The sequence below is a fragment of the Nocardia exalbida NBRC 100660 genome (genome assembly GCF_000308575.1).
Lineage (GTDB): Bacteria > Actinomycetota > Actinomycetes > Mycobacteriales > Mycobacteriaceae > Nocardia > Nocardia exalbida.
This window is the reverse complement of record NZ_BAFZ01000007.1, coordinates 200,964-214,912: the sequence shown is the minus strand read 5'-3', so window position 1 is coordinate 214,912 and position 13,949 is coordinate 200,964. Positions and strand designations below refer to the sequence as shown.

Here is a 13,949-nt window from a genome sequence, read left to right as displayed (position 1 = left end):
CCCGGGCATGTTGATCTTCATCGTCTGTCCGTTCGGGCCGTCCACCAGGAAGTTCGTCGAGCAGACGTAGAGCTGGAGGAAGGAGCCGTAGGAGCCGATGCGGATCAGCTGGCGATAGGTCGACGGCAGCCGTTCCAGGACCCACTGCACCGTGTCCGAGCCGGCGTCGAGGTTCGTGGCCAGTCGTCCGGTCTGCTCGATGGTGCCCCGCAGATCGGGGCGGGCCTGGGCGAGCAGGTCGGTCAGGTCGCCGGTGGCCCCGGCGATTCGCGGGATCGCGTCACCGATCTGGTCCTTGTCGGCCGCGAGTCCGCTGATCAGGCGCTGTAGTTCGGCGATCGTGGTGGCGAACTGGTCGCCGCGCTGATCGATGGTCTGCAGCACCGTGTTCAGGTTGTTGATCACGCTGCCGATCAGCGCGTCCCGGTCGGCGAGCGTCTTGGCGAACGAACCGCCGCTGTTGAGCAGGGACACCAGCGTGCCGCCCTGGCCCTGGAAGATCTGCAACAGCGCGTTGGTCAGGTCGTTCACCTGGCCGGGGTCGAGGCCGCGCAGCAGCGGCCGGAAACCGCCGAGCAGCATGTCCAGGTCGAGTGCGGGCGCGGTCTGTTCCTTGACGATGGTGCCGCCGGGCTGCAGGACGCGGTTCGAGCCGGGCCCCTCGGTCAGCTCGAGATAGCGGTCGCCGACCAGGTTCTCGTACTTGATCGCCGCCCGGGTGCTGGTGAGCAGCCGGTACTTGCGGTCGACGTCGAACTCGACGTGCGCCAGATAGTCCTTGCCCACCTTCACCGAGGTGACCGAGCCGACCGGCACGCCGGCGATGCGCACCTTCGCCCCGGGCAGCACGCCCGAGGAACTGGTGAACACGGCGTGGTAGCCGTTCTCCCTGGCGAACCGCATCTGGCTGAACACAACCGCCAGACCGGCGAAGATCAGCGCCATCACCAGCGTGAAGATCGCCAGTTTGACGGTGGTCGCGGTATTCCTCACGGGCGCGGCACCCCCGGTAGTCCGGCGAACAGGAGCTGGAAGATCTTCGGCGGGTTCACACTCAGCGTCGTCGACGGTGTGTACACGTGGCCTTCCGAGGTATCGGTGACGACATAGTCCGAGTGGCTGCCCGGCACCCGGTCCAGGATGCCCCCGCATTGCGGGCCGCCGGTCGCGTTGACCTTGGGCAGATCCTCCGGGTAGGTATACGGCTTCGCGCCGTACATGAAGCCGGTGTTCAGCGCGACGCCTTCCTGCAACCCGCCGAAGACCGCCTCACCCAGGGGCAGCGCCTTGCCGAGGCCGCCGATGAGGCAGTACAGCGCGGGCGCGTACTCGTCGAGCAGCCCGGTGGTCGGGCGCAGCAGATCCAGCGCGGTGCCGAGCTGATTCTCGTTGTCGCGCAAGACCGAGCCGGTGGTGTCGGCCAGGCCGGTGAGGTTCACCAGAACGTTGTCCAGGCTGTCCTGCTCCTGGGCCAGGGTCTTGCTGGTGACGGTGAAGTTGTCCACCGTGCGCAGCAGGTCGTTCACCGTGTCCGCGTACAGGTCGGTGACCTCGCCGGTCTTCGCCAGATCCTGTCGCAGCGTCGGCAGATACGGGTTGATGTCGCGCAGGTAGGCGTCGCTCTGCGTGAGCAGGTCACCGAGTTTCTGCCCGCGGCCCTGCAGCGCCGTACCCAGCGCGGACAGGGTGGCGTTCAGCTTCTCCGGCTCGATCTTGGCCAGCACGTCCGACAGGTGCTGGAACAGGGTGTTGAACTCGACGGTCACCCGCTGCGCGGTCACGGTCGCGCCCGGCCGCAGCGGGGTGGACGACGGCTGCTGCGGAACGATGAAGTTGATGTACTTCGCGCCGAACACCGTGGTCGACCGGATGTCGACGTCCGCGTTGGAGGGGACCAGTTTCAACAGGTCCGGGTCGAGGGCCAGTTTCAGCCTCGCGCCCTCGGTGGTGTGGTCGACGGACGCGACGCGGCCGATCTCCACCCCGCGCACCTTCACCTTGGCGTCCGGGTCAAGGACCAGGCCGCTGCGCGGCGCGTCCACCGTCACGGTGGCCGTGGGCGTGAACCCGCCGACGAACATGATCATCGCGACCGCGAAGATCGCGACCAGCGCGAGCACCATCGTGATACCGGCCAGTTTCAGGCCGAGCCCGCCGCGCAGCGCCCGCCCCAGGCGGCTTTCCGTTTGCTTCGATTCCGCCATGTCGCTATCCGGAGAGGTGGAAGTTGCCGGAGGTGCCGTAGATGGCCAGCGAGACCAGCAAGGTCACCGTGACGACCGCGACCAGTGAGGTCCGCACCGCGTTGCCCACCGCGACACCCACGCCGACCGGGCCGCCCGCGGCGTTGTAGCCGTAGTAGGTGTGGATCATCATGATCGCCAAGGACATGAGAATCGCCTGGGCGAACGACCACAGGATGTCGGTCGGGATGAGGAACGTGGAGAAGTAGTGGTCGTAGACGCCCGCCGACTGGCCGTAGATGACGACCGTGGCGAACCGGCTGGCCAGGAACGACGCGATCACCGCGAGCGCGTAGAGCGGGACGATCGCGATCATCCCGGCCAGCACGCGGGTGCCGACCAGGTAGGGCACCGGCCGGATCGCCATCGACTCCAGCGCGTCGATCTCCTCGGCGACCCGCATCGCGCCCAATTGCGCGGTCGAGCCCGCCCCGATGGTGGCCGCCAGGCCGATGCCGGAGATCACCGGCGCCGCGATGCGGACGTTGATGAAGGCCGCGAAGAAGCCGGTCAGCGCCTCGACGCCGATATTGCCCAGTGAGCTGTAGCCCTGCACGGCGATGGTGCCGCCCGCGAACAGGGTGAGGAACCCGACGATCACCACCGTGCCGCCGATCACCGCCAGCGCGCCGGTACCCATGCTGATCTCGGCGATCAGCCGGATGGTCTCGGTGCGGTAGTGCACCAGCGCGCGCGGCAAGGACCCGAGCGCCTGGGCATAGAACACCGCGTGCTTGCCGACCGAATCGAGCGAGTCCGACATCCTGCGCATTCGCCGGACCGTGCGGGGAAAGCGGGATTGGATTACAAAGGCCATCGCGTCACCGCGCCGTGAACTTGATGCCGACGGCGGTGACCACCACGTTCACCACGAACAGGGCCATAAAAGCGAAGACTACGGTCTGATTCACCGCATCACCGACACTCTTGGGTCCGCCTTTGACATTCAAGCCCAGATAGCAGGCGACCAGTCCGGCGATCAGCCCGAACAATCCGGCTTTCACCTCCGAAATGATCAGCTCGGGCAGATGGGTGAGCAGCGTGATGCCATTGACGAACGCGCCGGGGTTCACATCTTGCAGATACACCGAGAACAGAAATCCGCCGACGATGCCGATGGTGCACACCAGGCTGTTGAGCATCAGCGCGACGAACATCGACGCGAGCACCCGGGGCACCACCAAGCGCTGTACCGGATTGATGCCCAGCACCCGCATGGCGTCGATTTCCTCGCGAATGGTGCGCGCGCCCAGGTCGGCGCAGATCGCGGTGGCGCCCGCCCCCGCGACGATGAGCACGGTGACGATCGGCCCCACCTGGGTGACCGCGCCGAATGCCGCGCCCGCCCCGCTGAGGTCGGCCGCGCCGATCTCCCGCAACAGAATGTTCAACGTGAAGCTGACCAGAACGGTGAACGGAATGGCCACCAGCAATGTCGGCACGATCGAAACTCGCGCGATGAACCAGGACTGGTCGATGAACTCCCGCCATTGAAAGGGCCTGCGCACGCTGGCGCGTGCGACATCAGCGGTGAGTTCGAAGAATCCACCGACGGCCCGCAACGGCACGGCAAGGACCTCGTTCATCCACGATCCTCCTTGCTCAACCGGCGTACACAGCCCACGGCGCGAATCTCCACCGTGGCCGCACCGCCGGAACGATTAGAACACGTTCACCGTGTTGCCGGTAGCACTTTTCATACTTTTGAAGTGCAATTTCCCGAAAAGTCGGCATATAAATTTGGAACCGGTGTCATCGGGTGATGATCCCACCTTTGTGAGGTAGGACATAACCCGTCCCTATGTCTACCAAGCGCCGATCCCATGATCAACAGTTGGACAACTGATCAGTAGCGGGTCCGCGGCGAGCCTCCGCGGCTCACCCCAGCTCTGCCAGCGAAGACGCCGAGAAGGTGCGCCCATCCGGGCGATCGGCGAAGTAGCCGCCCAGCGTGTCGGCCAGATCCTTGGCCGACCACTCCCCCGCGGCCGCGTCGAACCGGCGTTCGACAACCGGCGCCGCCATGAGCGCCACCATTCCCCCGTAGACGACGAACAGCTGTCCATTGACCGCCTCGGCCGCAGGCGAGGCAAGGTAGGCGACCAGCCGGGCCACGTGATCGGGTGACAGCGGGTCGGCCTCGCCCTCCGGGGCCGGGCTGAACACCGCCTCGGTCATCGCGGTGCGCGCCCGCGGCGCGATCGCGTTGGCGCGCACACCGAAGCGCGACAGGGCCCGCGCGGCCGAGAGAGTCAGCGCGGTGATGCCCGCCTTCGCGGCACCGTAGTTGGCCTGCCCCTCCGGGCCGAGCAATCCGGCCTCCGAGGAGGTATTGATCAGCCTGCCGTAGACCGGCGCGCCCGCCTGCTTCGACTTGCCGCGCCAATAGGCGGCGGCATTGCGCGAGAGCAGGAAGTGGCCGCGCAGATGCACCGCGAGCACCGCGTCGAAGTCCTCGTCGGACATGTTGAACAGCATCCGGTCGCGGGTGATGCCCGCGTTGTTGACCACGATGTCGACCGATCCGAACGACTCCTCGGCGGTGCGGATCAGCGCGTCGGCGGTCGCGCGCTCGGCGATGCTGCCCGCGACGAACTCCGCCTTGGCGCCCAGCGCCCGGATCGAACCGAGCGTGCTCGCGACCGCCTCCGACTCCGCGAGGTCGTTGACCACCACCGACGCACCGGCTCCGGCCAGCGCGAGCGCTTCGGCCCGCCCAAGTCCGGCGCCGCCGCCGGTCACGATCGCTACACGGCCCGCAAGGCTCAGATCATTGCTCACGCGGCCGACTCTAGAACGTGTTCCAACTTACGGCAAGCATCGCTCACTGCAACCGCAACGCCGCCTTCGGACATTGCGCGACGGCGTCCTCGACATCGGCGAGCCGATCGGGGGGCACGTCCGCGTTCGCGATGTGCAGGACGTCCTCGTCATCGAGTTCGAACACGTCGGGGGCGATTCCGACACAGATTCCATTCGCTTCGCACTGGTCTGGATCGACACTGATCTTCATGGCAACTCCTTTACCACCACTCTGGCCGAAGCCTAACAAGCCGATCCGCTCCACCGGGGCGTCATCGGGGGGATTCAGTATCAATACTGGAACATGTTTCAGTCCATATGCAATGATCGGGGAAACCCGATTCGACGAAGACTCGTCCCACCCACCCCGCCGACTCCGCCAGCCCGGTCGGCCGACCATCCCCCAAGAGGTTCTGCCATGCGCATTGCGTACACGCCGCAACAGGAGCAGCTGCGCGCGGAGTTGCGCGACTACTTCGCGCGACTCATCACCCCTGAGCGCAGGGAGGCCCTGAGCGCGCAGACCGGCGAGTACGGCCAGGGCAATGTGTACCGCGAGGTGGTGCAGCAGATGGGCCACGACGGCTGGCTGGCGCTGGGCTGGCCCGAGGAATACGGCGGCCAGGACCGCCCCACCATGGACCAGCTGATCTTCACCGACGAGGCGGCGATCGCGGGCGCGCCGGTGCCGTTCCTGACCATCAACTCCGTCGCGCCCACGATCATGCACTACGGCAGCGCGGAGCAGAAGAAGTTCTTCCTGCCCAAGATCGCGGCCGGTGAACTGCACTTCTCCATCGGCTACTCCGAGCCGGGCGCGGGCACCGACCTGGCCAGTCTGCGCACCACCGCGGTGCGCGACGGCGACGACTACGTGATCAACGGCCAGAAGATGTGGACCAGCCTGATCGCCTACGCCGACTACGTCTGGCTGGCCGTGCGCACCGATCCGACCGCCAAGAAGCACAAGGGCATCAGCATGCTCATCGTGCCGACCACCGCCGAGGGCTTCTCGTGGACGCCGGTGCACACCATGGCGGGGCCGGACACCAGCGCCACCTACTACCAGGACGTTCGCGTACCCGCGAGCGCGCTGGTGGGCCAGGAGAACGGCGGCTGGGCGCTGATCACCAACCAGCTCAACCACGAGCGGGTCGCGCTCACCTCGGCCGCGCCGCTGGCGCTGGCGCTGCGCCAGACCGCCGAATGGGCGCGCGAGACCAAGGCGAGCGACGGCTCCCGCGTGATCGACCGCGAATGGGTGCAGCTCATCCTGGCCAAGGTGCACGCCAAGGTGGAATACCTCAAGCTGCTGAACTGGGAGATCGCCAGCCGGGCCGACGCGGGCGGTGACGCGGCTCCGCGCCCGTGGGACGCCTCCGCCTGCAAGGTGTACGGCACCGAGCTGGCCACCGAGGCCTACCGGTCGCTCATGGAAGTCCTCGGCCCGCAGGCCTACCTGCGCCAGGACTCCCCCGGCGCGCAATTGCGCGGCCGCCTGGAGCGGATGCACCGCGCCGCGCTCATCCTCACCTTCGGCGGCGGCACCAACGAGGTGCAGCGCGACATCATCGCCATGACCGCCCTGAAGCAGCCCGCCGCCGCGCGCTGACGAAAGCTGAGAGACCACCATGGATTTCACCCCCACCGAAGCCCAACTCGATCTCCGCCGGCTGACCGGCGAGGTGTGCGGGAAATTGGTCACCGCGGACCGGTTGCGCGAACTCGATACCGCCGAAGAGCGATTCGACCGGCCGCTGTGGAGTTCGCTGGCCGAGACCGGCGTGCTCGCGGCGGCGCTGCCCGAATCGGTCGGCGGCAGCGACCTCGGCTCGCTCGAGCAGACCGCCGTCCTGCGCGAGCTCGGCAAGCACCTCGCGGCCGTGCCGTACCTGTGGTCGATCGTGCTCGGCGCGGGTGCGCTGGCACGATTCGGCGATGCGGCGCAACAGGATCTGGCGACCCGGGCGGGCGCGGGCAGCGTCATCCTCACGGTGGCGCTGGCCGAGGAGCGCAACTGGGAACCCGCCGCGCCGACCACGAGCGCGGTCGAGACCGGCGACGGCTGGCGGCTGACCGGCGCCAAGACCACCGTGCCCTTCGCGAACCGGGCCGAGCGGATCCTGGTGCCCGCCACGGTCTCCGGAACCACCGCGGTGTTCCTGGTCGATCCCGCGGCGGCGACGGTGACCGCGCAACAGGTGGTCGACCGCAGCCCGGAGTTCGCGGTCGAGCTCACCGATGCGCCCGCCGAACTGATCGGCGCCGTGGCCGACGGGGCGGAGATCCTGGACTGGATCCTCACCCGTGCCTGGCTCGGCCTGAGCGCCCTACAGCTCGGCACCCTGGAACGGGCGCTCGAGCTGGTCGCCGAGTACGCCAGGGAGCGCGAGCAGTTCGGCAAGGCGGTCGGCAGCTTCCAGGCCGTCGCCCAACGGCTCGCCGACGCCTACATCGACGTGCAGGGCCTGCGCCTGGCGGTCACCCAGGCGGCGTGGTTGCTGTCGGAGGACCTGCCCGCCGCCGAGGCGGTGCACACCGCCAAGTTCTGGGCCGCCGACGCGGGCCATCGCGTCGCCCACACCGTTGTCCACGTGCACGGCGGCGTCGGCATCGACCGCGACCACATCGCGCACAACTACTTCACCGCCGCCAAACACAACGAGTTCGCCCTCGGCGCGAGCACCGACCACCTGCGCGCCCTCGGCGCGCTGCTGGCCACGTAACCGCACCCGAGCACATTCGGCCCGCACGGCACCATGCCCTGCGGGCCGAATCGCGTTGCGCTCAGACCAGTCGCCGGTTCAGTTCGCCGCTGACCCGCAACACATGCTCGGCCGCGTCTTCGAAAGCCGCGCGGCGCGCGTCGATCGTATTCGTGCCGGTGTCCTGAACGCGGGCGTAGCCGTCTCGCCGCGGCGCGGCGTAGCGGGGATCGAGGTCGGCCATGAGTCGAACGTACCGCGCTTTCAATCGGCCGGGATCGACGTCAGGTAGCGCTGGAGGGTGGGGCCTACCTCGGCGATGATCTGGTCGCGGGTCAGGGCGACGACCGGGGGCAGGCGCAGGACGTAGCGGCACAACGCGAGGCCGAGCATCTGGGTGACGATCAGGCCGCCACGGCGGGGGGCGTCGGCGGGATCGCCGAAACGCAGGACGGCGGGCAAGATCTGCTCGGCGAAGATGGCGCGGACGCGGTCGGCCACCGCCTCGTCGGTGATCGATGAGCGCAGCAGCGTCAGCAGCACCTCCTTGTTCGGCTGCTCTTCCCAGATCTCGAAGAAGCGGCGCACCAGCAGCTCGCCCAGGCTGTCCGGCTGCGCGGAGCCGAGGTCGGGCAGATCCAACCGGACGTCGACCGCGGCCGCGAAGAGTCCGTCTTTGCTGCCGAAGTACCGCATGACCATCGATGGGTCGATTTCCGCGTCGGCGGCGATGGCGCGAATGGTCGCCTTGCGGAATCCCTCGGCGGCGAACCGTGCGCGGGCCGCGTCCAGAATCGCCGCACGCGTCGCGTCCGAGCGGCGAACGGGGGCTCGAGCAGGATCTACGGTCATGCCAACAAGTGTAGGCCAACAACTGTTGACTTCCTAGCCCGAGCGGGACTACGGTTATGCCAACAAACGTTGGCCTACAAACGTTGACATGAGGAGTTCCGATGAACGCCACACCGAACCCGCTGCCCGCCACCACTTCCATCGTGATCGTCGGCGCAGGACCCGCCGGGCTGACCGCCGCCATCACGCTGGCCGACGCGGGTGTGGATTTCGTCCTGCTCGACCGGCAGAGCGAAGGCGCGAACACCTCCCGCGCGGCGGTCGTGCACGCCAGGACGCTCGAGGTGCTCGAGGAACTCGGCATCGCCGACGAGTTGGTCGCGGCGGGCGACATCGTCGCGCGCTTCACCGTCCACGACGGCGGCAAGACCTTGGCCACCATCGACTTCGACGGTCTCCCGACGCGCTACCCCTACACCCTGATGACGCCGCAGGACACCACCGAGGCGGTGCTGCTGAAGCGGCTGCGGAAGGCGGGCGGTGACGTGCAGCGGCCCTACCAGGTCGGCCGGGTCGCCCAGGATGGCGACGGCGTCACGGTGGAATACACCGACGCCACGGGCGCCGCCGGCAGCATCCGCGCCGACTACGTGGTCGGCACCGACGGCATGCACAGCGTCGTCCGCGAGCAAGCGGGCATCGGATTCACCGGCGCGTCGTACCCGGAATCCTTCGTTCTCGCCGACGTGCGGATGGACTGGCCGATCGCGCGCGACGAGGTGGCCCTGCACCTTTCACCGGAGGGCGTCACCGTGGTCGCGCCGCTGCCCGACGAGGCCGAGCCGAACCGCTACCGCGTGGTCGCCACCCTGGAAACCGCGCCCGAGCACTCGACCGCGGAACAGATCCAGGCCCTCCTGGACGCCCGCGGCCCCGGCGGCGCGGTGCGGGTTCGCGAGGTGCTGTGGAGTTCACGCTTCCGCGTGCACCACCGAGTCGCCGACCATTACCGCAACGGCCGCATCCTGCTCGCGGGCGACGCCGCGCACGTGCACAGCCCGGCGGGCGGGCAGGGCATGAACACCGGCATCCAGGACGCCGCCACCCTCGGCCCGTTGCTGGCGCGAGTCCTCGCGGGCGAGCCCGACACACTGCTGGACGAGTACGAGACCACCCGCCGCCCCGTGGCCCTCGGCGTCGTCTCGTTCACCGACCGCATGACCAAGATGGCGACCCTGCGCCGCCGCCCCGCCCGCACAGCGCGCAACCTGATCCTCACCACCGTCTCCCGCATCCCCGCCTTCCGCCACCGCCTCGCCTATCAGCTGGCCGAACTCGCCAACCGCTGAGGTTGCGCGAGCCCCAGCGAGCCGAGTCGGACAGCGCTCCGACAGTTGCACAGCAACTCGTATTTGCCATCGGTTCCGGATAACTGAACTACTTCAGAACTAGGCGTAAGATGGTCCCGTGACCTCGAAAAGCTTCCCGTTCAGCGACTTGATCCGTAAACAGACGTCGGTGTTTCCCGCATTGGACGACGCCGACGTCATCCTGGAGCGCCGGGACGCGGAGAATCTGGTGCTGTCTCGCTCCGAGCGATTCGAGGCCAAGGAGACGGCGACGCGACTGCTCGCCCGCACTCTCGCCATCATCGCCCGGTCGAACAGATCCCTCGCAGAGGAGGTCTTCGCCGAAGAACTCCCGTGGCTGAAATGGTTGCCCGAGACCGGTCGCACCGAGGCAGTGACCGAACTGCTGGATCAGTTGATCGCAGGGGCTGATACCGGACTGTTCATCCCGTTCGCCCGCGATCTGATCGCCTGGCGCAGCACCGCCGAGATCTACGCCCAACCGGAACTCGCGCGCCGACTGACCGGGCCGTTCGACCCGGAGGAATTCACCGAGGTCTCCCGGCCCGGAACAGCCGGATGAAGCTGCACCGTGGCGATGAGATACCGCGACCCAATCCCTGGCGTGTGGTCGTGCACAGCCTGAATGCCGCGCGAGGGTGGGCCGAGCTACTCGCTCAGGCACCCGGAAATCTCGACCGCGCATGGGTCGATATCACCAGTGACCCTCGCAGCACGGCGAATCCGTCCCGGCAGCACCGCCTGAAATATGACCTCGAATCGGTCAAACTCGGTGGCGCGGAATTGGAGCAATGGCAGTACGAGATCACCGGAGGCGGCCGGATCTGGTACGCGATCGATGACGCCAACCGGACGCTGTACCTGACACTCGCCGGTACCGGGCATCCCCGGCAGACCGATCGGCGGCGCTGATATCCCGGCGGATGCCTTCATGGTCGGCCACTGTCCGGGGAACGGGGGCCGACACATGAGGCCGGGTTGCTACTTCGCGCTCGCCACCGCGTGGTCGTCGGCGGGGCGGGACTGGGTTTGCTCCTTGGCCCAGCGATAGTCGGGCTTGCCCGCCGGGGAGCGCTTGATCTCGTCGACGAACCACAGGCTGCGGGGCAGTTTGTAGGACGCGATCTCCTGGGTGAGCATGGGGCGCAGTTCCTCCAGGGTGGGGCGGGACGCGCCGCGGCATTGCACGACCGCGACCACCCGCTGGCCCCAGCGCTCGTCCTCGATGCCCACCACCAGCGCGTCGAAGATCTCGGGGTGCGTCTTGAGCGCGCCCTCGACCTCCTCGGGGTAGATCTTCTCGCCGCCGCTGTTGATGCTGACCGAGCCGCGGCCGAGCATGGTGACCGTGCCGTCCTCCTCGACGCGCGCGTAGTCGCCGGGGATTGCGTAGCGGATCCCGTTGAACTCCTTGAAGGTCGCGGCGGTCTTCGCCTCGTCCTTGTAGTAGCCGAGCGGGATGTGCCCGCGACGGGCCAGGATGCCGACCTCACCGGAGCCGGGCCGCACCGGATTGCCGTTCTCGTCGAGCACATCGGTGGAAGCGTCGATCTTCACCCGCGGTCCCCCGGTGTGCGTCGCGCCCTTGGCCACGATGGCGATACCGCCGAAACCGGTTTCCGAGGAGCCGATCGAATCGGAGATCATCCGGTTGGGCAGCAGCTCGAGGAACTGGTCCTTGAGCGAGGGCGAGAACAGCGCCGCGCTGCTGGCCATCACGTACAGGCTGGAAAGGTCGTAGGGCTGACCGGTCTCCGGGTTGCCTTCGATGAGCGCGTCGAGCATCGGGCGCGCCATCGCGTCACCGGTGATGAAGATCAGGTTGATCTTGTGCTTGTCGATCGCCCGCCACACGCCGTGCCCGGAGAACTCCGGGATCATCACGGCTTTACCGCCGCCGAACAGGCTGTGGAACGTGGCCCACTGCGCGCCGCCGTGGATCATCGGCGGGATCGGGAAACGCACCATCGGCGGGCTGCCCGCGCCGACCTTCGCCAATTCCCACTCGTCCTGGACGTATTCGCCGGTGATGAAGTTGATGCCCGCGCCGAGCACGCGCCAGACGTCCTCCTGACGCCACATCACGCCTTTGGGCATGCCGGTGGTTCCGCCGGTATAGACCATGTACAGGTCGTCCGGGGAACGTTCGCCGAAGTCGCGCTCGCCCGAGGACTGCGCGAGCACTGTCTCGTAATCCACCGAATCGGCTGCGGTGGCGATCGTGCCGGTCGTATCGTCGTCGACGACGACGACCGTGCGCAGCTGCGGCGTCTTCGCCCGGACGGCAGCGACCTTGTCGCTGTAGCGCCGCTCATGGATCAGCGCGACCATGTCCGAGTTGTCGAAGATGTACTGCAACTCGTTCTCGACATATCGGAAGTTCACGTTGATCATCACGGCCCGTGCCTTGAAGATCGCGACCATGGCCTCGACGGCCTCGATCGTGTTGCGTGAGTAAATGCCTACCTTGTCACCCGGCCGGACTCCCTGTTTTTGCAGGTAGTGAGCGAGTTTATTGGCCCGCTCCTCCAACTGGGCGTAGGTGACCTCGCGGCCGTCGTCGGCCAGCGCGACGCGGTCGGGCATCAGGTCGACGGCATGTTCGACAAGGTCCGCTATGTTGTAGCTCACAACCATAAAAATAGAACGTGTTACTGTTTCTGACAAGGCTCGAAGTCAGGAGAATCAGCGATGCCGCACTGTCTCGTCGAGAAGCGCGACCATGTCCTCATCGTCACCATGAACCGGCCCGAGGCGCGCAACGCGCTGTCGGGGGAGATGATGGCGATCATGAAAGACGCCTGGAGTCAGGTGGACGCGGACCCGGAGATCCGGGTCGCGATCCTGACCGGCGCGGGCGGGGCGTTCTGCGCGGGCGCCGATCTCAAGGGCATGACCTCCGAGCACCCCGGCGACACCATCGAGGGCGGCGGCTGGAATCCGGCCAAGCTGGAGGCGCTGCTCAAGGGCCGCAGGCTGACCAAGCCGCTGATCGCGGCGGTCGAGGGCCCGGCCATCGCGGGCGGTACCGAGATCCTGCAGGGCACCGACATCCGGGTGGCCGGGGAGAGCGCGAAATTCGGTGTGTCCGAGGCACGGTGGGGCCTGTTCCCGCTGGGCGGCTCGGCGGTGCGGCTGGTCCGCCAGATCCCCTACACCGTGGCCGCGGAAATCCTGCTCACCGGCCGGCACCTCACCGCCGCCGAGGCCAAGGAGATCGGCCTGATCGGCCACGTCGTCCCGGACGGCACCGCACTGGACAAGGCGCTGGAGATCGCGGGGCAGATCGCCGCCAACGGACCCCTCGCCGTGCAGGCCATCCTGCGCACCATCCGGGAGACGGAGGCCATGCCGGAGGAGGACGCCTTCGAGATCGACGCCAAGCTCGGCATGTCGGTGTTCCGCTCGGCGGATGCCAAAGAAGGGCCGCGCGCGTTCGCGGAGAAGCGCAAGCCCTCTTTCAACGGAAACTGAGAATCCCGGCGGAGCCCAACGCCCCCCGATGCGCTCCCGCATCCGGGGGCGACCCCTCGCCGGGCTCAGTCGGCGCCCGGGTAGTCCATCCAGAACGGCTCCCACTGATGGCCGTCCGGGTCGATGAAGGTGCGGCCGTGCATGCCGACCTGCGCCTCCTGCGCCCGCTTGTCCTCGTTCACCTCTTCGGTCGCGCCCGCCGCGACAGCGGCTTCGGTCAGGCTGTCGACCTCTGCGGCGCTGCCGAGCGCGAGCGCGTACGCGGCGTTGATCGCCGTCTTGGTATCGGCCACCGGCCGCTTGCTGAAGGTGGTGAAGAAATCCTTGATGAGCAGCATCAGGCAGATGTTGTCGTCCACCACGATGCAGGCGGCGTTGTCGTCGGTGAATTCCTGGTTGACCTTCCACCCCAGCGCCTCATAGAACGCCATCGACCGGTGTAGATCCGCGACCGGGAGATTGATGAAGATCATCTTGCTGCTCATGGCCTCTTCCTCTCGAGCAAGTCCGTTCGTGTCACTGGATAGGACGTGCCCCGGACGGCGAACTCATCGCGGAAGCGT

General features: G+C 67.4%; 16 protein-coding genes. 6 read left to right on the top strand and 10 right to left on the bottom strand.

The window, feature by feature from the left end; genetic code table 11:
* From ON29_RS03575 to ON29_RS03550, 6 genes are all read right to left on the bottom strand, one after another.
* Positions 1-993 (bottom strand): MCE family protein (locus tag ON29_RS03575; protein ID WP_040864645.1); only part of this gene is annotated, 993 nt, incomplete at its 3' end.
* Positions 990-2,204, bottom strand: coding sequence for an MCE family protein (locus tag ON29_RS03570; protein ID WP_083863206.1), 1,215 nt, complete (start codon positions 2,202-2,204; stop codon positions 990-992). The genes ON29_RS03575 and ON29_RS03570, both read right to left, overlap by 4 nt.
* Positions 2,205-2,208: 4 nt before the next feature.
* The gene (locus ON29_RS03565) at positions 2,209-3,060 is read right to left on the bottom strand and encodes an MlaE family ABC transporter permease (protein ID WP_040864644.1); all 852 of its coding nucleotides are present in this window, start codon (positions 3,058-3,060) and stop codon (positions 2,209-2,211) included.
* Positions 3,061-3,064: 4 nt separating this feature from the next.
* Positions 3,065-3,829 carry an MlaE family ABC transporter permease gene (locus ON29_RS03560; RefSeq protein WP_040864643.1) on the bottom strand — a complete coding sequence of 255 codons (765 nt, stop codon included), beginning with the start codon at positions 3,827-3,829 and terminating at the stop codon, positions 3,065-3,067.
* A 292-nt stretch (positions 3,830-4,121) separates the two neighbouring features.
* Positions 4,122-5,024, bottom strand: coding sequence for a 3-oxoacyl-ACP reductase (locus ON29_RS03555; protein WP_040864642.1), 903 nt, complete (start codon positions 5,022-5,024; stop codon positions 4,122-4,124).
* A 43-nt stretch (positions 5,025-5,067) separates the two neighbouring features.
* A complete protein-coding gene (locus tag ON29_RS03550; RefSeq protein WP_040864641.1) occupies positions 5,068-5,256 on the bottom strand; it encodes a ferredoxin in 189 nt (62 codons plus the stop codon).
* Between the two features lie 207 nt (positions 5,257-5,463).
* On the opposite strand from ON29_RS03550, the gene ON29_RS03545 reads away from it, so the two are divergent.
* Together ON29_RS03545 and ON29_RS03540 are read left to right on the top strand one after the other, a co-directional pair.
* Positions 5,464-6,657, top strand: a complete 1,194-nt coding sequence (locus ON29_RS03545; protein WP_040864640.1) for an acyl-CoA dehydrogenase family protein — start codon at positions 5,464-5,466, stop codon at positions 6,655-6,657.
* A gap of 19 nt (positions 6,658-6,676) precedes the next feature.
* The gene (locus ON29_RS03540) at positions 6,677-7,771 is read left to right on the top strand and encodes an acyl-CoA dehydrogenase family protein (RefSeq protein WP_040864639.1); all 1,095 of its coding nucleotides are present in this window, start codon (positions 6,677-6,679) and stop codon (positions 7,769-7,771) included.
* A gap of 61 nt (positions 7,772-7,832) precedes the next feature.
* On the opposite strand, the gene ON29_RS35570 is transcribed toward ON29_RS03540, so the two are convergent.
* Both ON29_RS35570 and ON29_RS03535 read right to left on the bottom strand, forming a co-directional pair.
* Positions 7,833-7,994 carry a hypothetical protein gene (locus ON29_RS35570; RefSeq protein ID WP_157172639.1) on the bottom strand — a complete coding sequence of 54 codons (162 nt, stop codon included), beginning with the start codon at positions 7,992-7,994 and terminating at the stop codon, positions 7,833-7,835.
* A gap of 20 nt (positions 7,995-8,014) precedes the next feature.
* Positions 8,015-8,602: a TetR/AcrR family transcriptional regulator gene (locus ON29_RS03535; RefSeq protein ID WP_040864638.1), complete on the bottom strand. Its 588-nt coding sequence runs from the start codon at positions 8,600-8,602 to the stop codon at positions 8,015-8,017.
* A gap of 101 nt (positions 8,603-8,703) precedes the next feature.
* Here ON29_RS03535 and ON29_RS03530 point away from each other — a divergent pair, with 101 nt between their 5' ends.
* The 3 genes from ON29_RS03530 (at position 8,704) to ON29_RS03520 (ending at position 10,824) form a co-directional block, all read left to right on the top strand.
* A complete protein-coding gene (locus tag ON29_RS03530) occupies positions 8,704-9,891 on the top strand; it encodes an FAD-dependent monooxygenase (protein WP_040864637.1) in 1,188 nt (395 codons plus the stop codon).
* A 118-nt stretch (positions 9,892-10,009) separates the two neighbouring features.
* On the top strand, positions 10,010-10,474 hold the full coding sequence (locus ON29_RS03525; RefSeq protein ID WP_040864636.1) for a hypothetical protein: 465 nt from the start codon (positions 10,010-10,012) through the stop codon (positions 10,472-10,474).
* Entirely contained in the window at positions 10,471-10,824 is a 354-nt protein-coding gene (locus ON29_RS03520) for a hypothetical protein (RefSeq protein WP_040864635.1), read from the top strand. The genes ON29_RS03525 and ON29_RS03520 overlap by 4 nt, the downstream gene beginning before the upstream one ends.
* Before the next feature lie 69 nt (positions 10,825-10,893).
* Here ON29_RS03520 and ON29_RS03515 read toward each other — a convergent pair whose 3' ends face one another.
* Entirely contained in the window at positions 10,894-12,543 is a 1,650-nt protein-coding gene (locus ON29_RS03515) for an acyl-CoA synthetase (RefSeq protein ID WP_040864700.1), read from the bottom strand.
* Positions 12,544-12,603: 60 nt separating this feature from the next.
* Here ON29_RS03515 and ON29_RS03510 point away from each other — a divergent pair, with 60 nt between their 5' ends.
* A complete protein-coding gene (locus ON29_RS03510; protein ID WP_040864634.1) occupies positions 12,604-13,386 on the top strand; it encodes a crotonase/enoyl-CoA hydratase family protein in 783 nt (260 codons plus the stop codon).
* 65 nt (positions 13,387-13,451) lie between these two features.
* On the opposite strand, the gene ON29_RS03505 is transcribed toward ON29_RS03510, so the two are convergent.
* On the bottom strand, positions 13,452-13,871 hold the full coding sequence (locus tag ON29_RS03505; RefSeq protein WP_040864633.1) for a VOC family protein: 420 nt from the start codon (positions 13,869-13,871) through the stop codon (positions 13,452-13,454).
* Positions 13,872-13,949 lie beyond the last annotated feature (78 nt).